Origin of the sequence: Paenibacillus amylolyticus (genome assembly GCF_047302515.1) — a bacterium.
Classification (GTDB): domain Bacteria; phylum Bacillota; class Bacilli; order Paenibacillales; family Paenibacillaceae; genus Paenibacillus; species Paenibacillus amylolyticus_G.
In genome coordinates, this window is sequence record NZ_CP168019.1 from 4,547,144 (window position 1) to 4,573,205 (window position 26,062).

The following is a 26,062-nucleotide window of genomic DNA, read 5'->3' on the forward strand; positions in this document are numbered from 1 at the left end:
TTTTGGCTTCTATTTCTCCACCCTTCCCTTCCATGAGGGAATGATTTATAATTATCTGAAATAAAACATATAAATGTGCAAATGTCTGTGTCGAAGACTTTGTTCAGAACGGGGAAAGGAAATCCACCTATGATTTATATTAAAGATCTGATGTCGGGTGTGAATATCTTCAAAGCGCTCAGTTCGGAAATCCGGATTCAGATCATCGAGCTGCTGGCCAAGAACCAAAGTCTTAATCTCAATGATCTTGCAACCAAGCTTGGACTGAGCAATGGCGCTATCACCATGCATATCAAGAAGCTTGAAGAGAGCGGATTGATCGAGATCAACACCGCCGTTGGCAAACATGGAATTCAGAAGATATGTTATCTCAATGAGGAAAAATTGATGGTTGATCTGCGTTCACAGGAGATTAACAATCGTTATGAGGTGGAAATTCAGGTCGGTCATTACAGCGATTATCAGGCTGCACCTACATGTGGTCTCGCTACCCGGGACAGCATTGTTGGAGAGTTCGATGATCCGCGGTACTTTGCTGATCCACTGCGAATTGATGCGGAGATGATCTGGCTGGCTGAAGGTTATCTCGAGTATCGGATTCCCAACTATCTCAAACCTAATCAGTCCTTTAGCGAAATTCAGTTGTCGATGGAACTGGGATCGGAGGCACCTGGCTTTTGTGACAATTACCCTTCGGATATTTACTTCTATGTCAATGGGATTGAGATTGGCTGCTGGACAAGTCCGGGGGATTTTGGCAATACACGCGGTACCTTCAACCCGGAATGGTGGCCTCCACACTTGAATCAGTACGGCATGCTGAAGCTGATCCGGATTACACAGGAAGGCAGCTATATCGACGGATGCCGCATCTCGGACGTAACGCTAGACCAGATTGGGCTGGATTACAAAAGCGATATTCACTTCCGCATTGCGGTTACGGACGGACCTTTGAACAAACGGGGCTTAACGATCTTTGGTAAAAACTTCGGAAACTATGGACAGAATCTGCTCGCTCGGGTTCTCTATAACGTGCAAGAAGAATAGTGCCCACGCTGGCTATTCACTCGATATTAATTAAGTTCGACCGATCTGCTAACGTAACTGTTCAACACAACAACAATCCTGTGTCTTCGAAAGGGTGCTATCCAGCACTCTTTTTTTCATGTGATATACTAATGGCCTGTAATGACAAAATGGAATAACGGGCGGGGATACCTTTTGAAATTGGAGCGATTAATCTCAATCATATACAAACTGCTGAACCACGAAGTATTGTCTGCTTCCACCTTGGCTGAAGAGTTTCAGGTGTCCCCAAGAACGATCTATCGGGATATTGATGTAATCTGTGCCGCCGGCTTCCCGGTCGTCTCCCATCAGGGACTCAAAGGCGGCTACGGCATGATGGACGGATACAAGATGGATAAAAGCTTGCTCGGTTCTTATGATGTGGATTCCCTGATCACGGTCCTGAGCAGTCTATCCACAGTGTTCGAAGATGCACGTGCACAAGGCACGATTGAACGTCTGCAAACGATTGGACCGGAGCATCAAACCTCAAGTCTCTCGGTGGATCTGGAGACACGCCGAACAGAACCTGATGCCCTTCCTCATCTGCGTAAAGGGATTACGGATCATCAGGTTGTCCGTTTTGACTACATCAATACAAAAAATGAACATACACCCCGCCATCTGGAACCGGTAAAATTACATTATAAATATCGTAATTGGTACGTATATGGATTTTGCCAGACACGGCAGGATTATCGCGAGTTCCGACTGTCCCGGATGATGAACGTGCAACTGACATCGGAACACTTCCAGCCCCACCTTGAGCTTCCCCAAGAGGCGGTTGTGTCAGATCCGTCATGGCAAGATCAGGTAAGTGATGTGGTATTTCGGGTGAGCCCGGAAGCGCTCGCGGAAGCCATGGATCATTTTCAACAGGCAGATAAGCGATTTCACGAGGATGGAAGTATGACGATGCGTATCTCGGTTCATCAACCGTTACAAGCCAGATGGCTTTGGTCTTTTCTGCTTAGTTTGGGTAGTGGCGCTGAGGTACTTGAACCGATTGAATTACGAGGCATTCTGAAAGAACAACTTCGAAACGCACTTAAGCTCTATGAAGAAGTATGACACGCTGTTGTCATACTTCTTTTTTTATAATCATCTCAGTAAGTTCATCCAATCCATCGCCAAATTAAAGGAGACGATCATCAATGAATCATCCGGAACAAATGTATAACTACCACGCATGGGCCAACCAAACGATCCTGGGCAGAATCAAGGAACTGCCCTCTTCTGTACTGAGTCAGGAAGTGAACAGTTCGTTTCCAACCATTGCTCACGCACTCAGCCATATCTACGCAGTAGATAAAATGTGGTACGCGGTATTGAATGGCACCGGGATGCCCGAGGCACTGCAAGCATGCATACCACTCAATAGTGAAATTCACGGTTCTGTGGATGAGTACATCCAATGTTTTACTTACCTGTCGGCACAGTACAGTGAGTGGTTACGAGGCCAAGCTGATCTGGAGCAAACCATTCTACTCGATAATCCATTTGCAGGAGTTCGTGAAACCAGCTTATCGGATATCGTCATCCATGTGGTTAACCACGGAACCTATCATCGAGGTAATGTTTCTACCATGCTGCGTCAATTGGGGTATGCCTCCATCATGAATGACTATTCACTCTTTTGGTATCAGGAACCGGCTCAGGTATAGTTGACAATCGGATGGAAAATGTACATTGTATCCCCGTGACGTCGAGGGATGAATTGAGAAATTGGTTGCAGACACATGGAAAAGTCGAGAAATCTTGCTGGGTAATGATAAGCATAAAACCCGTGCCAAATACCCTGCTGTATTTGGACGTGGTTGAGGAGTCGCTGTGCTTTGGCTGGATCGATGGAGTCAAAAAGAAAATATCCGAAACTCAATTAGCACAGAGATTATCTCCTAGGAGTAAACGCAGCTCATGGACTGAATTGAACAAGGAACGTGTCCGTCGTCTTGAAAAGTTGGGCTTCATGCATGACGAGGGGAGAAAGGTTCTTCCTGTTATGGACCCGAGTGCTTTCATTATTGATGGTGTGATCGAACAAAGGCTGAAAGAAGACCATCAGGTTTATGCAAATTTTATGGCCTTTCCTACCCTGTATCAGAACGTTCGGATCGATACGATCCAAAGTGTTAAGAATCAGCCAGCATTATTCCAGAGCAGATTGGATAAGTTCATAACCAACACAAAGGAAAATAAAATGTACGGTCAGTGGCATGACAACAGACGGCTATTGGACTATTGAATTTTCCCTGAGACAGCAGACAGGACCTCCATATGAGGAGGCCCTGTTTTGGTTTTTTTTATTCAGTCATGTATTAATGAGTCTGCCTGTATGTTTTGGGAGACTTGCCAAAGGTTTTCTTAAACTGGCGGGTGAAATAATTACTGTCGTTAAATCCACATTCATACGAAATTTCCGTAATGGACAGGTTCCCATTTTTCAACAAATGACATGCCTTCTCCAGACGCAACTTTTGCAGATAAGAGATCGGGGTCATCTGATAATAGGATCGAAAAATCCGATTCAGATGCCTTATTGAGATATTCGACTTCCCCGCAATATCCTCTAGCGACAGTGGCTCCAGATAATGATCTTCAATAAATGAAATGGCATTTGCCAGATGCATCAGATTATTACCTTCGATCCCTTTCTCCTGCGTATCATATTGCCTCGACAAATAAACAACCATCTCCGTAAGACGTGAGATCAACATCGTCTGATACCCTTGCTGTTTACTCTGATACTCCTCAATCATGAACGATATCAGTGATTCTACATACTCCAGACTGGAAATGGATAACGCCAATTTACTTGGAAAGGAGTGAATATTACGATAAAACGGTTCCAAAACAAACAGCGCCTGGAAGCCGTTAGATTTTCTCAGATCGGGCCCAGCCGAAGCAAGCATCTCGGGACTGAACATAATGTTACAGATCCTAAAATCATGAGGGTCTTTATACGCATGATGGGTGTCGCCATTAATCACAAATGCGTTCCCTTTTTTAATAAAAAATTCTTCGGTGTTCACCACATGGGTTGCATGACCATTCAGAACAATCACAAGTTCCGTAAAATCCATATGATTATGAAGCTCCATGTCCTCAACATGTCCACCGTACTGAATAAAAAACGGAAATTGTTGATGGTCCGAGGTAAACCATCTCAAATATGCATTACTCAAAAGCATTCCCCTCCGCGAACATAGTTGGGTTGAATGTCTATATCATGCTATTCCAAGACCGAAAGATCAAGGTTCCATATACTTATAAGCGTTATAATTCGCCTTGTAGCAGGGATTTTCAATGTGTCCAGATTCATACTAAACTCTCACAATGAATAGGAGCATAAATGATGAAATATACCAATCCGGTCATTCCGGGGTTTTACCCAGATCCAAGTATCTGCCGTGTAGATGAAGACTATTATCTGGTAACCAGTACCTTTGAATATTTCCCTGGTGTGCCCATCTTCCACAGCAAAGACCTTGTGAACTGGCGACAGATCGGCCATGTCCTCACAACAACTGAGCAACTCCCTCTAGCGAACGCAGGCAGCTCTGGCGGCATTTTTGCCCCAACACTCCGGTACCATGATGGCTGGTTCTACATGACAACAACCAATGTCAGCGGCGGCGGAAATTTTTATGTACGTAGTGCCCAGCCCGAGGGACCATGGTCTGCTCCGATTTTTGTTGATCAGGGCGGCATTGATCCCTCTTTTCTCTTCGATGAAGATGGACATGTGTATTTTCAAACGGCCTGTAACGGCGGTGAAGGTGAGGGCATCTATCAATGCGAGATAGACATCACGACCGGAGCCAGACTAACCGATAGCCGATTGATCTGGACTGGAACCGGAGGAGCAGCCCCCGAAGCTCCCCACATGTATAAAATAAACGGCCTCTACTATCTGATGATCGCCGAAGGTGGAACCGAGTATGGCCATATGGAGACCATCGCTCGGAGCACAGAGCCATACGGTCCATTTGATCCGTGTCCTCATAATCCGATTCTGTCCAATCGGAGCATAAAATCCAGCATTCACGCAACCGGTCATGCAGACCTTGTCCAGATCCAGGATGGAAGCTGGTGGGCCGTATCTCTTGGTATTCGTCCAGCTGGTTACCCTATGCGGCACCATCTGGGACGCGAAACGTTCCTGGCCCCTGTCACTTGGACGGACACCGGTTGGCCGATGATCGGTGTGGACGGACATATTGAGCAGGAGATGACTGGGCCTTTGTTGGCTGAGCACCCTTGGTCCCCTGAGGCTATTCGTGATGATTTTGACGAACCATTATTAGGCATGAACTGGATCTTCTTACGTAATCCGGATCCGGGTAGTTGGGCGCTCACTGAAAATCCCGAGCAGCTCATCCTTCGTGGTCATTCGGTTTCACTCGATGATGGACAAAATCCAGCCTTTGTCGGGCGTCGATTGAGCCATTTCTTATGCAAAATGGCGGCCGAGCTACATTATGAGCCAAATACGAGCGGTGAAGAAGCCGGATTAACCTTATTTATGAATGATAAATATCATTACGACTTGGCTGTAACACAGATCGACGGTCAGAAGAAAATCGTATTGCGGCGAACCGTCGGCTCTCTGCGAACCGAACAGGTGCTTGACTGTGACACGGGGCCGGTTGTATTACAAATCAAGGCTGACCGTAATCACTTCACGTTCCTCTACCAGCAAGGTTCATCCGATGCCATCGAAGTGGGTTCAGGGGAAACACATCTGTTATCTACCGAAGTAGCAAGTGGTTTCACAGGTGTGATGATCGCCATGTACGCTTATGCTCCATCGGGGGAGTGTACGCCTGCAAGTTTCGATTGGTTTGACTATGAACCTCTGGACGAATAATCGTTGTAACTCCTATATTCAGTAATAGAAAATATTATATATGATCAGCTAGAATTATCCCCTTAAAGTAGATACTCTTTGAAAAGCCTTGTGTAGTAGCATAAGGAAATGAGTGAACTTTGAGGGGATTTTGCTATAGCTAAATCTTTCTTACGGATTGCACTGGAATTTATAAAAGAACCATTGCTTTATTAGAGAAGTTCTCCTAGTATTTTTAGAAGGAACACCCCAGCAGCTCCCATCTTGGCAATAACTTCACTGCCCATATGAGAGCGCTATCGCTGCAGCACGAAAGAAAAACGGGAGGTTGCAGATATGAAATGGAATCACTTCAAGTCCAAGCTTCTGTTTAAGTACACCCTATCCTATATCTCCATTTTCCTTATCCCTCTTGTTATTTTAACCATCATTATTTATCACAACGCTGTGGACACGCTCCGTTCAGAGATTGAACAGACCAATGTCAATCAGCTCACTCAAGCCAAAACTGTCATTGATGATCGCATGAAGGAACTCCAAGACATCGCGTTTCGCATCGCCTACGATGAGCAGTTAACGCGGTATTGGACCCACCATCCGTACTATAGCCGGGAATCAATCAGCGCATTGGTCAAATACAAAGCCACCAGTTCCATTATCGATGAGCTATTCCTGTTCTTCCGCGGAGATGATAACATCTATTCTTCTCAAGGTTCTGAGAACCTGGATGTATTCACTGGCCGCTACAAATTTACTACGTGGAACAAAACAGACATGATCCGGGATTTGAATAACGTACTGTCCCCCACGATACGTCCAGCGGAGCAGGTCGTCCAAGGAACCAGAATACCCAATTCCATGCTGGCATACCTTGTACCGATTGCACCTAACAATACGCCCGCCCATGGAACCGTCATGTACTTGATTCACGAGTCCAATCTGACGGGCTTAATTGATTCCATCCTCAGCGACTATCACGGGATGACTTATATTTTCGATAATTTCGGGCAAGTACTGGCAGCCAATTACAAGGGAGAAATCATATCTGAACAGGAAGTCAACGCTCTGTTTGCTCTTGAACCCGGGACGCACAGCATCTCCTTAAATCAAGAACCACATTCGGTTGTATCCGTTAAATCGGATGCGGGTTGGACTTATGTGACCGCTATGCCCAGCAACCAATTTTTTAGCCGAATCGTTCATATTCGCACCTTTGTTGTTCTTGTTTTCTCCTTCATGGTGGTGATGGGCACGTTCCTCGCCATTATGTTGGCCCGAAGACAGTACCATCCGATTTCAGACTTAATGGAGTTCATTCGGTTGAAGAATGATCCTGACCCATCCTCAACCACCAACGAGCTGGAATGGATCAAGAAAACACTGCATGACTATAGTCAGCGCGTAGATCTTCAGGAGCCCTATGCTCGCAATCATATTTTGCTCATGTTGCTGAAGCACGGTCACACCGGAGATTTCCCCTCTGAGTTTGCGGATAAGCTTGGCATACGCTTTAACCGATCCCATTATTTTGTGATGACCATGGGCTGGGAAATACATGCTTTTCCTATCGGTGATAACCCCGAGCAACCTACTGTCATGCAGCTGATGAATGATGTGGAGCTGCCGGAGTTGTCTGCTTATGCTTACGGCGTGGAGCTACCACAGGCAGACCAATTGGCCCTTATCGTAGGATTCGATGCCGAAATAGAGCACGAAGGTAGCTTGAATGCCCGTATGGAGCCTATTGTTGAAAAACTGCAATGGATGGTGACAGAACACACAGGGGCCGCGCCAGCAATAGGGATAGGCAATCGGTACACTTATCCGAAACAGCTGAATCAGTCCTACATCGAGGCCTCGACCGCTCTGGAAGCATCGATGCTGCATGGACAGGGCAGCAGTACATACTTTAACAACCTTTCCGGTTCCGGTGTACAGGATTCTTCCTTCTGGGTCCCTAAGGATGTATTGTTGAAGCTGGTTCAAAGCTTGAAACAAGGTAGCTATGATGTGGCAGTTCAGATGGTATCAACTGCGTTGAATACCCTAAAATCCGAAATGCCATCTGTACCGCTGCTGCGTTGCATCTGCTTTGATATTCTGAATACAATGCTCAAAACCGCTTCGGAGCTTGGAATCCATCATGTGGTTGATCAACTTCCAAGAATCACTTCCTACGACTCGTTGGAGGATTTGGAGAAAAAACTGACAGGTCTTGCCGCCGAAATCTGCGCCCATGTCGAGGCAAAGAGTGAGACGGAAGAAAGCTCTCTTATGGATGAAATCGTGGCTTATATCGATGCCAATTTCTCTGATTATGATCTCAGTTTAGGTACGATTTCATCGAAATTCACGATCTCTTCATCGTATTTCAGTCGTTCTTTCAAAGAAAAGATCGGCATGAACTTTACCCAATATATCTGGCAGAAACGGATGGATGAGGTCATTCGACTACTGCTGCACACAACCGATCCGTTAAAAGATATCATCACGCGTGTCGGTTACCTGGATACACCAAACTTCATCCGAAAATTCAAAAAAGAGACGGGTTATACCCCAGGGCAATACCGTAAAATGCACCGTCCCAACGGTTCCGCCGATTCCCCTGATGATGATGACGAGGAATGTATTGGATAAATGGTGATATCGTCTAACATGTGCCTGATTCATTAGACCAAAATAACGCAAACAAGGGCCGTCCTATACGTCATGCTCACGACGTATAGGACGGCCCCTTCGTATGTTTTTAATCCGTAGACATAATCTGATTCGTCGCGGCCGGCGGCCTTATCCGATTTTCCCAGCCGAAAGATCCTTCAGCCCTTGATGCACTGCACCTAGCAAACGGTGAGTTGGATCACAGCCGTACTCCCAGAACATGATCCCGGCCAGACCTTGATCCTTCACGTAATCACATTTGCATTGGATCGATTCTTCATCATCATACGATATTAAGCTGGACCCATTAAACAGAAACGGTGCACAGGCTTCTTCATCCCAATAACGGGTGTAACCATTCTTGTTAATGTACTTCGCTTCCAGTTCGGCAAATGACGGACCGTAGCCGCCTGTGCTGCCAGCCATTTGATGGAGTCCGTGGTTTCGATCAGGGACCTCAGTCCAGATCCGGGAATAGAACGCAGCTCCGATCACAATCTTCTCCTTCGGGACTCCAGCGCGAACAAACAGGGTCACGGAAGCATCCGTACTAATTCGAAACAGATCTCCTGTTGGCGTGTACAGATTCGTATGATGTCCGGTCAGGACTTGAAAACCGCCACGCATATCATAGGTCATCAACTGCACGTAGTCCAGGTACTGCTGCACCTTAGCCATCTCTGTACCATCAACGTAGTATTGATCAGCCCCTGCCGCAATGGTGAGCAGATAATGACGGCCATCCTCTTCTCCCTTGGCACTCAGTGCCTCCCGGATCGTCTTGAGAAGTAAAGTGAAATTCCGTTTATCATCAGGACTGGATGCGATACCAGCTTCACCGTAACAAGGATATTCCCAGTCCAGATCAATCCCGTCAAAAGGAAATTCCTCCAGCACCCTAACCGCCGATGCAGCCATGCTGTCCCTTCCCGCCTGGGTTGAGGCGGCTTCGGAAAAACCGCCTGCGCTCCATCCGCCTACAGACAGCAGCACTGTAAGATTAGGATGCTCCCGCTTGATGTTCTGGATAACGTGACCGTTTTTTAGATGCTCGGTTGTTATTGCATCATTTTTGACATGTCCGAAGGCTACGTTCAGATGTGTTAACTTTGACAGATCCTCATGTGCTATATCGGGGAGAACTGAATCCACAGCATAACCCGCAGCAATATATTTCGTCACTCTCTTCACTCCGATCCGTTCGATGATTGAGATATCGCAGCAGCAATCTGCAAGGCTTCCTTCCCCGTACCAATCTTGTACCCGGAAGCCGAATAACGAACTTGATGCTGAGTATCCAGCACGAACAGATGCGGATAACCCGCTTCGTGAGCCGCAGGCTTCGAAATGTAACCGGACAAGGAAGCATAACTGGAATCTCGTACAAAAACCGTGCGTACAGGCAGCTTTGGATAACCAGCAGGGTCAAAGGCAGCGTTCCATTCCATATCTCCGATCATGAGCACGATTGGTATACCAAGCTTATCCAGCGGCTCTGCCAGCTCGCACAGTTCACGAATCAGATGTTTGGTCGGTTCCCGCTCCGGTTCAATCCAGGCAGCAATGGCACCCTCCGATCCCAGAAGTTCCTCCAGTTCTACCTCTGAACCATCCAGACGGGTCAGTATACTTCCTGGTGCCAGTTTACCCAGTACAGGAATATCAACCTCATTCTCGCGATAAGACATTACAACCTCAGTGGTATCTCCGGCGTTCACGGTAAAGTAAACGAATCGTACTTTTGCCGTTCCATCTTTCAGACGAATGCCTGTCGTTAAGCGATAAGCTCCTGCCTCAACCTCATATGGCTCACTATAGACATCCGTACTGCCATAAGGATAAATCAACGTCTTGTAGACGCCATCTTCCAGACGGGCAAACGTAAAGTTCTCGAAATAGGATGCTTCAGATGTATCCTGCGGAACTTTTATATCCCTATGAAGTTGGAGCATTCCCCAGCTTGTGCTCTCCTGAGTTAGAGGTGAGGCGAGACTAAACACTGCATCCTCCCAGCCTTTGTCACTTAGATACTGTGGTTTCTGTGCGCTCGGATGTAATCGGGCCGGAATACCCAAACTGCGACATACAGCCACAAACAAAATATCCAGCGACTGAGAGTCTCCCTTCATTAGACTAAACGTCCCTGTTGGATTCCCTTTGCCTTTTAGATTAGGAAGATCGTCATAGTATTCATATTGCTGTTCCAGCATTCGGGCAAGTGCCGAGGGATTCTCCCTGAACGCTGCCGCCTCATCTGCCGAAAAGGCATTCTGGAATACACCTCGATAAGGGACCAGCATCTCATAGGAGATCCGCGGACACAGGATGTATCTCACGAACGTATCTTCCGCCCATGATCCTTGCTGCGAGAGTGCACCGATCAGATGATCGTCCAGCGTCTGGCAAAAGGTATCAATTAAATCTTTTTCATTCACCGACTCCAGCAACCGGAGCGGCCACTCACCGTATGGATTGGAACGTTCCTCTAGGAAAGCTGCAATTTCCCGGCTGTTCCCCCGCGCCTTGCGGAGAACATCCCATACACGTACCGAGGGCAGTCCAACCTTTTTAGCCAGCGAAACAGCTTCCTCCTCACTCAGGAACGTGTCCTCATACTCGCTCCGGGTCTGCGCTCCTTCCTCCAGACGACGATTATGAATCTCAATCTTCTCTTCCGGTAATGCAAGCACGACCCCTCCCTCCCTTTCCGGAGGAGGAACCATATCGAAATCTACAATCCCTGTAGGCTGCTCTGATGAGTTCAGCACAAGCTCTACATCCTTATTTTCCTGAGCCTTGAATAGGATCTCACTCCACTTACCGCCGCTGACCGCACGAATCAAAAGGTCACCACAGCCAGTCTTAAAGGTCGCTTCCCCTTGTGCATCCGTCCTAATCTCGGCAATCGGATAGAATTCAGCCGTATTGTACAGCTCAAAACGAACACTCGCGCCGGGTACGGGCTCTCCCTGCTCATTTTTCACCTTCACATAGATGTTGCGTGTGGGCGCATAGTTCTCAAGCAAATTAATTTCCGTATATCCCTTTTCGGAGAGCGTAATATCCTCCGGTCCGGGATAGTCGGCATAGATTCTCGTATTAATCAGCATGGCCCTGCGGGCTGGAGGACTGAACCACCCTTGGTTCAGACGGGCTTCCGGCTCGCATGCCCCGATGTAATACCATTGACCTTCTGCCCAGGCTTCTACCCAAGCATGATTACTATCACAGTGAGCCCAGCGCGGCGTGTAGACCTGGCGGGCTGGTATGCCGATGCTGCGAAGAGCGGCCACTGCCAGCGTGGATTCTTCGCCGCATCGTCCGCGAGCATTCCGGATCATCGTCAGCGGTGATATCGTGCGCAGATCGCTGCCAATATAGGTCGCTTTCTCATGACACCAGTAATTGGTCTCCAGAATGGCATCAGCCATGGATAACTTTGCTGTCCGCTCGGCTAATTCGTCATACATCAAACCGCGGAAATCTTCAATATTTTCCGTATTTATGCGATAAGGCAGTACAAAATGAAGGAACAAATGATCAGGAACACATTCTCCCCAAGGCACACGTTTGCGGGTGTCCAAAGCCCGGCGCACATGACTCAAGAACAAGTCCCCGTTATAATCAGCCATGTCGTTTACCGGCATATAGGCATAGACATACTTCAACGCCCATGCCTCTTCTTGTGTTAGCTCCTGCTGAAAAATATGAAACAACTCCGATTTGCGTGCCTCTGCAAAACGTACCTTCTCCTGGAACTTCTGCTCGATCCTCTCCAATGACTGTGCATCAAGGGAAAATACCAAGGTTTGGCTGGTCATTGCGTTCTCACTCCTTCCACAGCTTTCCGTCTTCCCGAATACAGATCAAGGCCGTTCCGTCCGAAGACGGCGCAGTAATCTGGAACAGGCTGCGAGTCGTTTCAATAACAGGATTACAGCTCAACAATTCCTCACCCATAAGCAGCTTCACATCCTGTGTAAATTCACCATGGGTTTCATAATAATTGCGTTCACGGTAGTAGAGCCTGCGAAGCTCCCATTTGATTCGTTCGTCTTCCGGCAGCTCAAACGACTGATCCGTTCCGTCATCCGAGAATACAACATAACCCCATAACTCCGGGTAATGCATGTTGATAATACCTATAGGTGACCACACCCAGTTTTCCTCCGGATAAGGTTTACCCGAATCTGGATTCAGCACCTTGCGGTACTCACCGTCCTGTACCTCGGTTTGCCACTCCACACGCGAGAAGTTGACACGCCAGAACTCACCCGGCGCAGGTGGACGGTTTCCTTCGGCACATTCCTTCAGACTGGCCCAGGGAATCGCGACTTCCACGCTCCATTTCCGGTTCTCTGCACCAGGTCTGTTCAGTTCCCCATTGATATATACGGCCGTCTTGAGACCGCTGATATCCCAACCGTTAACCGGAGGCCCACCATCCCGATAAGGCTTCACTAATAACAGGTCCCATACCGTATTGAGCGCATTGATCTCGAACTCATAATATTGATGGGAATCCCCGTCGGGATCGATAAAAATCTCAAAATCATTGTCATAAAAAATAACGGAATCACGTTCAGTCAGGGTAGCCCAGATCTGATCTTCAATCAGCTCGGCAGCAAAATAGAAATAGTCGTCATCCCACAGCATTTTTACCCGTGTCTGTTTCTCTGGCTTCGGACGAAGATCCCCTTCGATATCAACGAAATCATCCGTCCAATGAGCCGCATTCCAAAATGCCTTATCCACACGACCGTCTAACACCAACGGTTCCTGCGCACGCTTGCATATATAATGTTTGGGAGCATACTCAATCCTGGGTTCTGGCACTCCACTTCTGTTCATGTCACTCTCTCTCCAATTCGTAAGGGAGGGCATGCATCTACCAGCACATGCCCTCCCCGTAATGGTTAGTTATGGGTGACAACGGCTCCAGAGCCGCCGTACATTTCCAGCTCCTCATCAAATTCGAGCTTAAGAACGGTCACCTGTTCATGCGTGTCCTCCGGGGCCATCTTGATCCACGTTGTCCCCGGGATATTGAACCAAGGCACGCCCCCATGAATCTCATGATTAAGCTCTTTGCCCGAATGCAGCACGGTAATTTTCTTGATCGGATTGCAGAGACCTTTGATGCACACATTCTCTTTTGGATCGTCATACACAAACAGGTACAGCGTCTTTCGATCCTCGGATACGGTGCTTCCCCCCAGATAATAGCGAGGCATAATGCCTTCACCCGTACCGAAGACGGCCTCTTCATGGGTTCGGATCCAAGCTCCCAGTCCAAGCAGAATATCCTCCTGCCTCTGATCGATGGTGCCATCTTCACGCGGACCGATATCCAGCAACATATTACCGCCCATCGAAATGCAGTCACAGAACATTCGAATGATCTGATTTAACGATTTGTATTTATGATCGGTTGGCACATAACCCCAAGATGTGTTGCTCGTGGTGCAGAATTCCCAGGGTCCCTCCGGTCTTGTGATCGGAATGCCTTGCTCAGGCGTTTTGTAATCCCCATAACCTTGAAGGCGGGAGTTGATGATGATATCCGGGTTAAAAGATTGCAGATAATGCTTGAACTCCGGCAGATTCCACTGCTCGGCACTCCGTTCCCAGTCCCCATCAAACCACAGCAGATCCACCTTTCCGTAATTCGTCAAAATCTCTCCCAGTTGATGGTTATTAAATTGCAGGAACTTCTGCCACTTTGCCTGATCTTGAACGCCGTCCACAGGACTTGAATGCCGGTTGACACTACTGAGATCCTCCGGAACTTTTCCACCTTCATACACGCTAGGATAATCCGGGTGTGACCAATCAATCAGCGAGTAATACATCCCCAGATGAATGCCCTTTTCCCGAATCGCTTCCGCATATTCCCTCACGATGTCCCGATTGGCTGGTGTCTGTTTGACGACGTTGAGATCGCTATATTGCGTATCCCATAACGCAACGCCATCATGATGCTTCGTTGTCAACACGGCATACCGGGCACCAGACTTCTCAATCAAGTCCGCCCACTTCTCCGCATTGAATTCCGATGCCGTAAAACCATCCAACTGTTTCATATATTCTTCATAGGATATCCTGCCATTATAGAAGGACCAGGATTCCGCAACCCCGTCCACCGCATAGATGCCATAGTGGATGAATATCCCCAGTTTGGCTTCTTCAAACCATTTCTGCATAACGGTTCACACCTCCCCCGAGAATTCTTATATGCGAAAAATTTAATAAAGCTAACATTATTGAAGCTAACTGTTGTTTTTCTGCATGGGATGTACTTCGATAGGTTTTTTATTGGCCGGTATTCCAACGGTCATATGCCCCCTGATACAGTTCGATGATACGGTCACTGCCCATTTTCTTCATCTGTGCAATGTACTTATCCCAGTTCTCAAGTGGTTCCTGGCCTGTCACAAACTTCGCTTCCATCTGTTTAACGTACGTATCCAGGTCAGATAATAGAGCGGTTGCTTCGCTTTGCTCTTCATTTGTCAAATAAACGTTAGGAAATGGCGCTTTTCCGATAGGTACCAACTTCTCTTGATTCTGCTGGTCAATCCACTCATCAAATTCGGTGCGTAGACCCTTCGCTACATCCGGATCATTAATACCCGGTGTCAAGATACCAAAGTTCGGCGTGATTTTACCCCGGTATTCCTCACGATCCCCGCCGCCAGGAACGGGGAGCCACTCTTTAACGTGATTTTCCTTGTCTTTGAATTTCCACAGCACACCTTCCGGACCTTGATTGAACAGTGTCGCACCGTCATAGCTGTATAAGTAATCGATCCATCGCATCGTCGCCTCGGGTGACGGGTTGCTGCTTGTAATAGCAAAGGTACCGCGAGCCGACATGCCCGGATGCTTGCCGTATACCGGAGAGTCTGCCACCTCGCTCTTCACGGGTGTCATCAGCGGATGATCCGTGCTAGGTTCACCACCAAGCGTGAAGTATGGATGGTAATCGTTGAACAGTGCAAGTTTGTTGCTTTCACCTTTAGCTTTTTTCTGATCACCTGTTTGAGAGAAGGTCTCATGATCCAGCAAGTCTTCCTTCCACAAGCGGTTCATGAATGTAAGATAACCTTTGTAACCTTCTTCTTGATAAGGATAGTGAACTTTACTGTCCTTATCGGAATAGATGCCTTCGTTGTAAATTCCCCAGAAGCCGAAGAAAAACATGCGAAGATCATCCAGTTTTACAGAAGTAAGCGGAATTTCATCTTGCTGGCCATTGCCATTAGGATCTTCTTCTTTTGCACGCTTGAGATACGTATACAATTCTTCCGTAGTCTTGGGCTCTTCTACATTTAGTGCCTTCAAGAATTCCCCGTTGTACCACATTGGGCCTCTATACCATACGGCGGCTTTATCAATGAATGGGAGTGCATACATAAGCCCATCAGGTGTTGTAAATGATTTACGGACATCCGGGTTTTCATCGAGAATCTTTTTGATATTTGGGGCGTAACCTTCGTCAATGTATTTTTCCAACGGGATCAGGATGCCCTGGCTGCCATAAGTCACCTGTTCGGCTGGCTTGAGGTCCGCAGCATAGAACATATCCGGCAAGTCTCCGCTCGCGAAAACCAGATTTTTCTTCGTTTCAAAGCTGTCGATTGGTGAGAGCTGGTACTCCAGCTTGATGCCCGACAGTTTCTCCATTTCTTGCAGCACAGGCATCGTGCTCCAGTCGGCTACGCCCGCATCCTGGGACATGACCTTTAACGTTAGCGTTTTGTCTACAATGGGGAAACCTTCTTTTTTGACCCCCTCTACTTTGGAGGGCGTGCTTCCGTCTTCATTGGTTGAACCACAAGCTGCAAGCAATGTTGCGAATAAGGTGAGACAGAGTGTAATGGATGAAGCCTTGCGAAGCTTTTTCATAACAACAACTCCCCTTGTTTAATGTGGTATATGGATTAAGATCATCCCTTAACGGAACCGATCATAACACCCTGTACAAAGTAACGCTGGAGGAATGGATACACCGCAATGACCGGTAGGGTGGCAACAATAATGACAGCATATTTGACCAGTGCAGCGATCTCTGCTTTGGTATTCATCGCCGTTGCTGAAGAGGTATCGATAGCGCCTCCCCCTTGAGCCGCCATTTCTTGAAGCACCAGAATCTGGCGCAAAAAGAGCTGCAGCGGGTACTTGGAAGAATCATTCAGATAGATCATGGCACTAAAATAGCTGTTCCAGTGTCCGACTCCATAGAAGAGCGCCATCACTGCAATGATTGGCATCGAAAGTGGGAGCACAATCTTGATGAACAACCGGGTGTTGGTACATCCATCAATATGCGCCGCTTCCTGTAACTCCTTTGGGATGGTCGATTGGAAGAACGTCCGGCATACGATAATATTCCAGATGGATGCAGCCCCGGGCAGAATAAGTGCCCACATGCTGTTCACCATACCAAGATCCTTGACCAGCAGGTAACTTGGGACAAGCCCTCCGCCGAAGAACATCGTTACCATAAACATCGCCATGAAGAATCCACGTCCCACAAAGTCCGAGCGGCTGAGCGCATAGGCTGCCGGTAGTGTAACAATCAGGTTAACGATGGTGCCTACAACGGTATAGATAATCGTATTTTTGTACCCAATCCAGATGTTGGTGTTCTCAAACACCCGGGCATAACCTTCAAACGTAATCCCTTTTGGCAGCAGCCACATCTCACCGGAGGCTACATATTTGGGATCACTGATTGAAGCACTGATAATGTATAACAGCGGATACAGCACAATGACGAGCGCTACCGTCAGATAGATGTAATTACACAATAAGAACAATTTATCACTTCTGCTTTCTTTCACAGCGGATGACATGTGTATTCCCTCCTTTTACCACAGGCTATTTTCACTGGTGCGGCGTGCAATCTGATTCACGGTAATAAGCAGAATCGCATTAACTACGGAGTTGAACAACCCCACCGCCGTAGAGAAACTGTACTGCGCATCGACCAGACCGGACCGATAGACAAATGTTGAGATGACATCGGACGAGCCCATGTTCAGCGGATTTTGCAGCAGCAGGATTTTCTCGAATCCGACGCCCAGAATACTGCCCATATTCAGAATTAACAAGATGGTGATCGTAGGGATGATCGCTGGAATGTTAATATGCAAAATCCGTTTGAAACGACTCGCACCATCCACCACAGCCGCTTCATGCAGTTGCGGGTCCACACCCGATAGAGCGGCAAGGTATATAATGGTGCCCCAGCCTGCACTTTGCCAGACTCCTGATAGTACATACACTGTCTTGAACCACGCAGGGTCCGTCAGGAATTGAGGTGCCTGGAATCCAAGGGCCTGTACCAAATTGACAATCATGCCTGACGAGGGTGATAAAAAGGTAATGATCATCCCCGACATTACAACGACCGAAATGAAATGCGGTGCATACGTGACAGTCTGCACAGTACGCTTGAAAAAGGAATCCTTCACTTCATTGAACGCTAACGCAAGAATAATCGGTAGTGGAAAACCTATAGCCAGCTCATACAAGCTGATGCTAAGGGTATTCCATAGTAAATCCCAAAAATAATACGAATTGAAGAAACGGATAAAATGATCGAATCCGACCCATGGGCTTCCTGTGACACCAAGCGTTGGGATAAAGTTTTTGAATGCAATTTGTATGCCGTACATCGGACCATAATGGAATATCAGAAAGTATAAAAAGGCTGGCGCAATAAACAGATACAACTCCCAGTTCCGAATCGTCCTTCTCCATAATTTATTTTTCTTACTGCTCGGATTGGTGTATACCGATAAGTTTTGCGATAAGGCGGACTTCCCATCTGGTTGCATCAGTTGTTTCCTCCTTTTTTGGTAACGCTTACATACCGAGTTTATGGTTCATTTCCTAATCCGTAAATATGCCATTTCAATCTTCACTTCTAAAATCACGGAATATACTGTTACAACAGGGGTTTACACTTTTGTTGCCAGTTTGTCATTGTCATTTCGGGGTTGTAAAACATGTAGAATTTGACCTATTTCCCTCCTGTAGTTGTCATTGAGAGTTTCATCACATGAACTTGGAAGATGTCAGATCCGAACTTAGGTTAGAAAACAGACCTTAAAGTCAAAACCCACATATACGCTGGGACACGGTATTGATGTCTACAGCCATCATACTGAATTCTAAGGTTTGCAGGTTTCAAGGTTTTACCGACGTGATACAATGTAATATTATCTATCATACATCTCTCGCAAACTACAAGCCTGTAATGGCTTGCCTTTATTCTATATTTCTCCTCCCTCTTTCGTATATATGTTGTTTTTATCTTTACCTTCAGGATACATAAACGCTTATAAACACTAGTAATTTGGAGTCATATATGTAGATTTTGCACAAGGTGTGGAATCTGAAAACAGTAGATATTTCGGAAAAGACCATTAAAAAAAGCCATTCCGCTAACACGAACTGGCTTTACATCCTAAGTAGATATCCATTTCTTTATAAAAAATCGGCAGGATTAATTACACTACATGTAATATAAATGATCATATGCAAACCTGTGTACTGTTTTAACTCAAATAAAAAACGACTCTCCATACATGTATGGAGAATCGTTTTGAAGATACACATCCGTTTTAACCATGTTCAGTTTGTAGGATTTGCAGTGAATTTACTTACCAGAAGGTTGAGCTTCTGCTGTATACCCTGTTGGGATATCCGTTTCTGCAGTCACATTCGTAATGACCATTGGATACATCATGTCTGGATCAGGTTGAATAATGGAATAGAGCACGATGGCGCGTCCATCCTTCTCCAATTTCACATCATCAATCTTCAATCCATAACCAGGGTGCGGCATTTCAGCACTGAGTTTAACTTTGGTTGTTTTGTCATCAACCTTTGTCGTTGTTACTTCAGGTACAATCGCTTGTTGGCCTTCACCTGGATTGGTTGGAGCTGGCTCTGTCGAGCCGCCATTGCCGTGTTTATCCACAAATTCAAGTGCATTGAAGATCATGCTTGCAGCCTCCATACGGGTAAGCGACTGATCTGGACGGAAGTTACCGTCCTTATCCAGTTCAATGATGTTCATGTTCAGCAGGTTCTGGACTGCAGATATGGCGTCCTTACCGATTTTATTTTCGTCCTTAACAAGATTATACTTCATAATGACCGGATAATTCCCGGTTGTGTTAATCCCTTCATGTAGCAAAATGACAAACAGTTCACGCGTCATCTTGCCCTGCGGGTTCACTTCAACCGGAATGGACAGTCCATTCTGAGTAGCGGCCTGCACCGCATCGGCATACCACGTATCCGGACTGATTTTATTCTGAGCGGATGCTTCCGCAAATTCATTTTTCAGACCAAATGCATTTACAATCAGTTGGACTCCCTGTGGCTCGGACAATGCGAGATCTGGACGGAACAGATCCGCTGTCACTCCATTAACAATACCTTTTGATTTCAATGAATCTACTACCGACTTCTGCCCTTCATCCTTCACATCTGAAAAAGCGAGTACCGACGCACCTCCTGCTGTCAAAGAAACGCAGAGCGCAAGTGTTGCAGCCAATCCTTTTTTATGTTTCATTTCCTGGCACCTCCATATGATTAGTAAAGCCTATTTTTTACCTCTTCATTCCTACAGACGGGATACCTGGTGAAAATGTTTCAGGAATTTCGACACCTGGTGAATACAATGTGGGAACACTGCATACAACTCTTCTCCACCGCCGATAATTTAATCCATCTGCTTTTTGCTAAGTGGCTTCGTTGACATTGATTCGGATTAGCGCAAAAATAAGAATAGAGAAATCCATCGGATGACGGATAAACAGCAAACCGGATCGCATACAGTAAGAGGGCACGACGCGCTAATAACAGGTGTCGGCCCTTTTCTTGACTCCACCTGCTGAACTGACTTCACCTATAACAAAAGGAGAACAATGCTTATGTCCAAGAAAGGATTACTGCGCGGTTATGTTGTGTCGAACTGGCCTGTCTACCTGGTTGCTGTTCTACTGATTATTGCCTCCAATGTCGGGCAGGCCTCCTTGCCCCGAATACTGGGCAGTTTCACGGACCAATTGATGCAGAATACACTTCAGATGCAGACGGTCGCAAGGTACAGTCTTTCCCTCCTGGCTATTGCCATCGGGTATAATCTGCTCTTCGGTACTGGGCAATTCATGATTATGAAGCTTGGTAGACGCTTCGAATTCATGACGCGTGAGCGGATCTTCGGTAAGTTTTCGGAGCTCAGTGAGCATTATTTCTCCAAACAGGGGAACGGAAAGTTGCTCAGTTATTTCATGAATGACGTGACTTCCGTACGTGAAGCCATATCCAATGGTGTGACGCTCATGACCAATGCTACTTTCCTTCTGTTATCCTGCATTGTCATGATGTTGCTTAGCGGGATTCCGTTGACGCTCATTCTAATCAGTATCGTGCCCTTGCTGGCGATTCCATTTCTGGTCGTGTTTTTCGGTCCACGGATTCGCAAGCGCTCTCGTGACGTACAAGAAGCCCTTGCAACCATGACGGAATCCGCAGAAGAACAGCTGGGTGGCATTCGCGTAACCAAGACTTTTGCCATCGAAGACAGTGCCCGTGCACGCTTTGGAGCCACCGTCGATGAGATCAAAAGTAAACAGCTGCGGCTAGTTCGCCTATCTTCATTGTTTCAGGCTTTGCTCCCCCTGCTCGGAGCCATCTCATTGGTCGTCTCCCTTCTTGTTGGAGGGATTATGACCATGCAGCATTCCATCACGCTCGGAAGTTTTGTCGCCTTGACGTTATATTTGCGCATCATCATGGGACCGCTTCAGCAGATTGGCAACGTCATTAATACCGTTCAGCGCTCAGGCGCATCACTGGAGCGGGTGAATGACCTGCTCAGCGAAGTAGCGGATGTACGTGAACTTCCTGAAGCCACATCGCTCCAAACCGTACAAGATATCACCATGGAGAATCTAACCTTCTCCTATCCTGGCAGTTCATCTCCTGCTCTCAAAAACATTCAACTCCATATCCGTGCGGGGCGAACGGTCGGTATTGTAGGCAAGACCGGCTCAGGTAAAAGTACCCTCGTTAAGCTATTGCTGCGTACATATGAACCACCTGAAGGAACGATTCGCATCAATGGTACCGATATTCGGCAGCTGTCGCTGGAAAGTCTAAGATCACGCATCGCCTATGTCCCTCAGGATGGATTCCTGTTTAGTACCACCATCCGGGATAACATCGCATTCAGCGACCGAGAAGTATCGCTGGATACAGTGGAGCATAGTGCGCGCCAAGCCATGATCTATGATAATATTGTCCGATTTCCCGACCGCTTCGATACATTACTTGGCGAACGTGGGCTCACGCTATCTGGCGGACAACGTCAGCGAACTAGCCTGGCAAGAGGACTGATCAAGCAAGCACAGTTACTTATTTTGGATGACAGCATGAGCGCGGTTGATGCTGTCACCGAGAGTGGCATTCTGCGCAGCCTGCGTGAGATCGGCAAGGGCAAAACCACATTGATCATCTCTCATCGCATCAGCGCGGTCCGTCATGCGGACGATATCATCGTTCTGGATGAAGGGCGAGTCGCTGAGCAGGGAACACATGCGCAGTTGATGGCTGCCAAGGGGTTATATGCGGCCACCTACCGTTTGCAGGAGGAGGGATTACATCATGTCTAACGCTAACCCTGAACTTCACCCAGATGCAGAGGCCGATCAGAGTAAACGAACTTCGTTTAAAGCGATGATGGCATACGCCAAACCGCATAAATGGGCTTTTGCCGGTATCTTCTTCTGCTCACTGCTTGGCATATCGGCAGATTTGTTACAACCCTATCTGGTGAAGATCGCCATCGATGATCATCTGGCCGTGGGCCAGACCAGTGTGGGCTTTCTCGTTCAGCTCGCAGCCATCTTTCTTGGGCTGGCTGTCATCAGTTTTATTTTTACCTATATCCAGAATAATCTGTTGCAGCACGTGGGACAGAACATTGTATCCCGAATCAGAAAGGACCTGTTCAAGCATATCTCCAAGATGTCCATGTCCTTCTTTGACCGTTTTCATATCGGCAGTCTGGTCACGAACGTATCCAGTGATACGGAGACCATCAGCAGCTTTTTCACTCAAGTACTGCTCAGTCTGATTCGGGATGGTATGATGCTGGTGCTCATTATCGTCTTTATGTTCCAACTTGATCCTGTGCTGGCGACATACTCCCTGATCGTTCTGCCTGTCATTGCGGTGGTTGCGGTATTATTCCGTAGTCGACTGCGGAAAGCTTATCAAAATGCTCGTACCCGGCTTTCCCGTCTGATCGCATTTACGGCGGAGAACTTGTCCGGCATGTTCCTGATTCAAGCTTTTCACCAGGAGGAAGAACAGAAGAAACGTTTCTCGGAACAGAATGCGCTCCATCTAAAAGCCAACATTGCGCAAGCTCGTTCCAATGTCATATTCAACCGGACGTTTGATATCCTTGGCAATGCGGCACTGGTCATGATGGTCTGGCTTGGAGGTCGCGCCGTACTGGGTGAGTCCCTGCAAGTCGGGGTATTATATGCGTTTATCAGCTATATTCGTCAGTTCTTTCAACCGATTAACCAGATTACGATGCAATGGAATACATTCCAGTCCACGACCGTATCAATGGATCGCATCTGGAACATTCTGAATACACGGCCTGAAGTTGCCGATCCCAAACCCGGTATGGCCTCCTTGCTGGAACCAAAAAATGTGATGGGTCAGATTGATTTTAATGATGTGTCGTTTGGTTATCGGGCAGACCGGCCTTTGATCCAGCAGATGAACCTGCACCTCTATCCGGGTGAAATGGTAGGTATCGTGGGCACAACAGGTGCTGGCAAAAGTACCCTGATCTCCCTGCTCAATCGCTTCTACGATGTAGACAAGGGCAGTATCGAGATTGATGGTACCGATATCCGGCATCTGCCGCAGGCTAAGCTTCATCGGATCGTGGGTTTGATTCAACAGGAACCCTTCCTGTTCTCCGGTTCCATTATTGATAATGTGAGGATGTTTCGTGAGGATATTACGCGAGAGCAGGCGATTGAGGCCTGCCGGTTTGTCGGGGCACATGCGATGATTTCACGTTTGCCTCAAGAATATGATACACATCTATCCGAACGCGGAAGCGGACTATCCGCTGGGGAGCGGCAGTTGATTTCATTTGCCCGGATCGTGGTGTTCCAACCCCGAGTGCTCATCCTGGATGAGGCAACCGCCAATCTGGACTCACACACGGAACAGCTTGTGCAGCAGGCGCTGGAATCGGTATCCCAGGGACGCACCACCATTGTCATTGCTCATCGTCTGTCCACGGTGATGCATGCCGATCGAATTTTGGTGATGGAGAATGGGGAGATTGTGGAGGAAGGACCGCACCAGGAACTAATCGCAGCCAAAGGTGTATATGCAGACTTGTACACCCATGCGCGTGATGCAGGTAAAAATTCAGCTATATCAGGGTAATGAACCTGAGTTATAGTAAATACAGAACGTTGAACATGCCGCTCTGCTTATGCAGGCGGCACGTTTGGCATATCGATCAGCATTGTTAATTAGGAGGAACATCCATGCAACAACCCGAAACACCCAAGCGTAACCATCAGCAGATTCATTACCAACGCAGCACAGCTCTATGTAAGGGAAGTTTATGCTTCCTGTTCCTTCTCTTGTGCGTGAGCTTATTATGGATCATCGTGGACGGACAAGCCGAAAGACTGGAGACAATATACTATTCCATTGCAGCCGTGCTGGGTATGTGGTTGATCGGACCGCTATTCTTCATGTTTGTGTCACGACTAACCAGAACCCCTGCCGTGTTGTTATCCTGGGATGATGATGCGTTGAGCACGGGCAAACGGAAGATTCCATGGAGCAAGATTCGCAAAGTCGAACTCGCCTCACCTGCCCGTAGCAAGTGGCTCCTGTCTTCTTCTCCCATGTTTGTCCTGTACTTAAAGGACGGCACACGGTCTCATATTCAGACAGATCATCTGCTGAGCAAAAAAGAGCTGAACAAGGCTGTGGCTTTGCTTCAGAGGACTTTGCAGGAACAGCAGCAAGCTCGTTGAGTATCGGGATGGATGAGGGCAAGCTCCCCACACATCACTGTGATTTCTCTACACCTATAGACAGGCTGACTTTGTAATTGCCGTAAGGTAACAACGCTTCAAGCAGTTGGCCAAGCTGCTCTGTGGTGCCAGTCTGCACCCGCATCAGATAGCAGCCTTCTCCGCTGACACGGTGGACTTCAACGATGTCCTTACGTTCAGCAATGAATGTACGAAAGGCGGCATGTCTGTCGCCGGAGTTCAAGAAAACTGTGACAAATGCCTGTAGGCCGAGGCCAAGGCTTTCCGGGTTCCATTTTACCGTATACCCTTCAATCACACCCAGATCTTGCAGCTTGCGCACTCTTGCACCAACAGCCTGTCCCGTGAGATGAACCTCTTCACCGATCTCTTTGTGAGAACGTTTGGCATCCTGAATCAGAATCTGCAAAATACGTATATCTGTGTCATCTATCATTTCATTCATCTTGCTTCAGCAATCCTTTCACGGTGAAATTAGCTTGGCCTAATTCCATTCATCATGTTATGTACGACGTTAAACGGGTTGTATACCATATAGGGTAATACTATTAAACAACTCGAAGGAGTGCAAATAAAATGAAAATTCAATTGATTCGCAATGCTACACTGTGGCTGGAATACGGAGGACTGAACATTCTCGTTGATCCGATGTTGATGGACGCCGAAGTCATGCCTGCATTCCCGAACACACCGAATGAGCTACGTAACCCGAGAGTCGGTCTGCCCGAAACCGAAACAGATTATCTGAATCCGGATCTGTTGATTGTGACACACACCCATGTGGACCACTGGGATGAAGCCGCGGCAAAACAACTTGGCAAAGACATTCCCTTGATCTGCCAGCCTGGGGACGAGAATATATTTCTGGGTGCCGGATTCACGAATGTAACAGCTGTAGATGAAAAACATGAGCATCAATCTGTCCAATTCGTCCGTACATCCGGGCATCATGGCACAGGAGAAATCGGTGAACGTATGGGCAACGTGTCCGGTTTCGTACTCGAAGCAGATGGAGAACCCCTCACCTATATCGCTGGGGATACCATCTGGTGTGAAGAACCTGCTGAGGCCATTCGTCAATATGCCCCAGAAGTCATTGTTGTGAATGCCGGAGGTGCACGCTTCGTGGAGGGTGATCCCATTACGATGGACGGGCCTGACGTTGTTGCCGTGAAGCGCCATGCGCCGTCTGCTCATGTCATCGCTGTGCACATGGATGCGATTAATCATTGTATGGTGTCTCGTACGAATCTTGCCACTTATCTGACATCCGAGCAGTTGGATGGTCAGGTGCTCATCCCACGTGACGGCGAAAGTTTTGAATTTTAAAAAACACAACGAAAAAGCTGGATGT

The 26,062-nt window shown here is 47.3% G+C and carries 20 protein-coding genes; 10 read left to right on the top strand and 10 right to left on the bottom strand.

Annotated features, from left to right (window positions below; all coding sequences use genetic code 11):
* Positions 1-129: 129 nt before the first annotated feature.
* From ACDJ59_RS19935 to ACDJ59_RS19950, 4 genes are all read left to right on the top strand, one after another.
* A complete protein-coding gene (locus ACDJ59_RS19935) occupies positions 130-1,047 on the top strand; it encodes an ArsR/SmtB family transcription factor (protein ID WP_017690213.1) in 918 nt (305 codons plus the stop codon).
* A 174-nt stretch (positions 1,048-1,221) separates the two neighbouring features.
* A complete protein-coding gene (locus ACDJ59_RS19940; RefSeq protein ID WP_413409865.1) occupies positions 1,222-2,139 on the top strand; it encodes a helix-turn-helix transcriptional regulator in 918 nt (305 codons plus the stop codon).
* An 83-nt stretch (positions 2,140-2,222) separates the two neighbouring features.
* Positions 2,223-2,732, top strand: coding sequence for a DinB family protein (locus ACDJ59_RS19945; protein WP_413405156.1), 510 nt, complete (start codon positions 2,223-2,225; stop codon positions 2,730-2,732).
* A gap of 11 nt (positions 2,733-2,743) precedes the next feature.
* Positions 2,744-3,313, top strand: coding sequence for a YdeI/OmpD-associated family protein (locus ACDJ59_RS19950; protein ID WP_413405158.1), 570 nt, complete (start codon positions 2,744-2,746; stop codon positions 3,311-3,313).
* A gap of 73 nt (positions 3,314-3,386) precedes the next feature.
* On the opposite strand, the gene ACDJ59_RS19955 is transcribed toward ACDJ59_RS19950, so the two are convergent.
* Positions 3,387-4,253, bottom strand: coding sequence for a helix-turn-helix domain-containing protein (locus tag ACDJ59_RS19955; RefSeq protein WP_413405160.1), 867 nt, complete (start codon positions 4,251-4,253; stop codon positions 3,387-3,389).
* Positions 4,254-4,423: 170 nt separating this feature from the next.
* Between ACDJ59_RS19955 and ACDJ59_RS19960 the strand changes: the two genes are divergently transcribed.
* Positions 4,424-5,938, top strand: coding sequence for a glycoside hydrolase family 43 protein (locus ACDJ59_RS19960; protein ID WP_413409866.1), 1,515 nt, complete (start codon positions 4,424-4,426; stop codon positions 5,936-5,938).
* A gap of 315 nt (positions 5,939-6,253) precedes the next feature.
* Positions 6,254-8,554: a helix-turn-helix domain-containing protein gene (locus ACDJ59_RS19965; protein ID WP_413405162.1), complete on the top strand. Its 2,301-nt coding sequence runs from the start codon at positions 6,254-6,256 to the stop codon at positions 8,552-8,554.
* A 150-nt stretch (positions 8,555-8,704) separates the two neighbouring features.
* On the opposite strand, the gene ACDJ59_RS19970 is transcribed toward ACDJ59_RS19965, so the two are convergent.
* The 8 genes from ACDJ59_RS19970 to ACDJ59_RS20005 all read right to left on the bottom strand — a co-directional run bounded on the left by ACDJ59_RS19970 (position 8,705) and on the right by ACDJ59_RS20005 (position 20,168).
* A complete protein-coding gene (locus ACDJ59_RS19970) occupies positions 8,705-9,757 on the bottom strand; it encodes a glycoside hydrolase family 18 protein (protein ID WP_413405164.1) in 1,053 nt (350 codons plus the stop codon).
* A gap of 5 nt (positions 9,758-9,762) precedes the next feature.
* Positions 9,763-12,396 carry a transglutaminase domain-containing protein gene (locus ACDJ59_RS19975; RefSeq protein WP_413405166.1) on the bottom strand — a complete coding sequence of 878 codons (2,634 nt, stop codon included), beginning with the start codon at positions 12,394-12,396 and terminating at the stop codon, positions 9,763-9,765.
* 7 nt (positions 12,397-12,403) lie between these two features.
* Complete coding sequence (locus tag ACDJ59_RS19980) at positions 12,404-13,426, bottom strand: carbohydrate-binding family 9-like protein (RefSeq protein ID WP_413405168.1); 1,023 nt, start codon at positions 13,424-13,426, stop codon at positions 12,404-12,406.
* Positions 13,427-13,491: 65 nt separating this feature from the next.
* Positions 13,492-14,778 (bottom strand): alpha-L-fucosidase, encoded by a 1,287-nt coding sequence (locus tag ACDJ59_RS19985; RefSeq protein WP_413405170.1) that lies wholly within the window; start codon positions 14,776-14,778, stop codon positions 13,492-13,494.
* Between the two features lie 109 nt (positions 14,779-14,887).
* The gene (locus ACDJ59_RS19990; RefSeq protein WP_413405172.1) at positions 14,888-16,483 is read right to left on the bottom strand and encodes an extracellular solute-binding protein; all 1,596 of its coding nucleotides are present in this window, start codon (positions 16,481-16,483) and stop codon (positions 14,888-14,890) included.
* 41 nt (positions 16,484-16,524) lie between these two features.
* On the bottom strand, positions 16,525-17,433 hold the full coding sequence (locus tag ACDJ59_RS19995; protein ID WP_036668765.1) for a carbohydrate ABC transporter permease: 909 nt from the start codon (positions 17,431-17,433) through the stop codon (positions 16,525-16,527).
* A gap of 15 nt (positions 17,434-17,448) precedes the next feature.
* Positions 17,449-18,420 (bottom strand): ABC transporter permease, encoded by a 972-nt coding sequence (locus tag ACDJ59_RS20000; protein ID WP_036668763.1) that lies wholly within the window; start codon positions 18,418-18,420, stop codon positions 17,449-17,451.
* A gap of 824 nt (positions 18,421-19,244) precedes the next feature.
* A complete protein-coding gene (locus ACDJ59_RS20005; RefSeq protein WP_413405175.1) occupies positions 19,245-20,168 on the bottom strand; it encodes an S-layer homology domain-containing protein in 924 nt (307 codons plus the stop codon).
* A 361-nt stretch (positions 20,169-20,529) separates the two neighbouring features.
* Between ACDJ59_RS20005 and ACDJ59_RS20010 the strand changes: the two genes are divergently transcribed.
* From ACDJ59_RS20010 to ACDJ59_RS20020, 3 genes are all read left to right on the top strand, one after another.
* Positions 20,530-22,272 (top strand): ABC transporter ATP-binding protein, encoded by a 1,743-nt coding sequence (locus ACDJ59_RS20010; protein ID WP_413405177.1) that lies wholly within the window; start codon positions 20,530-20,532, stop codon positions 22,270-22,272.
* Positions 22,265-24,082 carry an ABC transporter ATP-binding protein gene (locus ACDJ59_RS20015; RefSeq protein ID WP_413405179.1) on the top strand — a complete coding sequence of 606 codons (1,818 nt, stop codon included), beginning with the start codon at positions 22,265-22,267 and terminating at the stop codon, positions 24,080-24,082. Before ACDJ59_RS20010 ends, ACDJ59_RS20015 begins: the two co-directional genes overlap by 8 nt.
* A 104-nt stretch (positions 24,083-24,186) precedes the next feature.
* Positions 24,187-24,687, top strand: coding sequence for a hypothetical protein (locus tag ACDJ59_RS20020; protein WP_413405181.1), 501 nt, complete (start codon positions 24,187-24,189; stop codon positions 24,685-24,687).
* A 34-nt stretch (positions 24,688-24,721) separates the two neighbouring features.
* Here the strand turns inward: ACDJ59_RS20020 and ACDJ59_RS20025 are convergent, their stop codons facing one another.
* A complete protein-coding gene (locus ACDJ59_RS20025) occupies positions 24,722-25,153 on the bottom strand; it encodes an Lrp/AsnC family transcriptional regulator (protein ID WP_413405183.1) in 432 nt (143 codons plus the stop codon).
* A gap of 131 nt (positions 25,154-25,284) precedes the next feature.
* Between ACDJ59_RS20025 and ACDJ59_RS20030 the strand changes: the two genes are divergently transcribed.
* A complete protein-coding gene (locus tag ACDJ59_RS20030) occupies positions 25,285-26,037 on the top strand; it encodes an MBL fold metallo-hydrolase (RefSeq protein WP_413405185.1) in 753 nt (250 codons plus the stop codon).
* The last annotated feature ends 25 nt before the right edge of the window (positions 26,038-26,062 follow it).

Bases quoted from the DNA above. Each gene is read 5' to 3' on its own strand.
- ACDJ59_RS19975 (WP_413405166.1), bottom strand. From the start codon at position 12,396: ATGACCAGCCAAACCTTGGTATTTTCCCTTGATGCACAGTCATTGGAG.
- ACDJ59_RS20005 (WP_413405175.1), bottom strand. From the start codon at position 20,168: ATGAAACATAAAAAAGGATTGGCTGCAACACTTGCGCTCTGCGTTTCT.
- ACDJ59_RS20025 (WP_413405183.1), bottom strand. From the start codon at position 25,153: ATGAATGAAATGATAGATGACACAGATATACGTATTTTGCAGATTCTG.
- ACDJ59_RS20020 (WP_413405181.1), top strand. From the start codon at position 24,187: ATGCAACAACCCGAAACACCCAAGCGTAACCATCAGCAGATTCATTAC.
- ACDJ59_RS20000 (WP_036668763.1), bottom strand. From the start codon at position 18,420: ATGCAACCAGATGGGAAGTCCGCCTTATCGCAAAACTTATCGGTATAC.
- ACDJ59_RS19990 (WP_413405172.1), bottom strand. From the start codon at position 16,483: ATGAAAAAGCTTCGCAAGGCTTCATCCATTACACTCTGTCTCACCTTA.
- ACDJ59_RS20015 (WP_413405179.1), top strand. From the start codon at position 22,265: ATGTCTAACGCTAACCCTGAACTTCACCCAGATGCAGAGGCCGATCAG.
- ACDJ59_RS19985 (WP_413405170.1), bottom strand. From the start codon at position 14,778: ATGCAGAAATGGTTTGAAGAAGCCAAACTGGGGATATTCATCCACTAT.
- ACDJ59_RS19945 (WP_413405156.1), top strand. From the start codon at position 2,223: ATGAATCATCCGGAACAAATGTATAACTACCACGCATGGGCCAACCAA.
- ACDJ59_RS20030 (WP_413405185.1), top strand. From the start codon at position 25,285: ATGAAAATTCAATTGATTCGCAATGCTACACTGTGGCTGGAATACGGA.
- ACDJ59_RS19950 (WP_413405158.1), top strand. From the start codon at position 2,744: ATGGAAAATGTACATTGTATCCCCGTGACGTCGAGGGATGAATTGAGA.
- ACDJ59_RS19960 (WP_413409866.1), top strand. From the start codon at position 4,424: ATGAAATATACCAATCCGGTCATTCCGGGGTTTTACCCAGATCCAAGT.
- ACDJ59_RS20010 (WP_413405177.1), top strand. From the start codon at position 20,530: ATGTCCAAGAAAGGATTACTGCGCGGTTATGTTGTGTCGAACTGGCCT.
- ACDJ59_RS19995 (WP_036668765.1), bottom strand. From the start codon at position 17,433: ATGTCATCCGCTGTGAAAGAAAGCAGAAGTGATAAATTGTTCTTATTG.
- ACDJ59_RS19980 (WP_413405168.1), bottom strand. From the start codon at position 13,426: ATGAACAGAAGTGGAGTGCCAGAACCCAGGATTGAGTATGCTCCCAAA.
- ACDJ59_RS19935 (WP_017690213.1), top strand. From the start codon at position 130: ATGATTTATATTAAAGATCTGATGTCGGGTGTGAATATCTTCAAAGCG.
- ACDJ59_RS19965 (WP_413405162.1), top strand. From the start codon at position 6,254: ATGAAATGGAATCACTTCAAGTCCAAGCTTCTGTTTAAGTACACCCTA.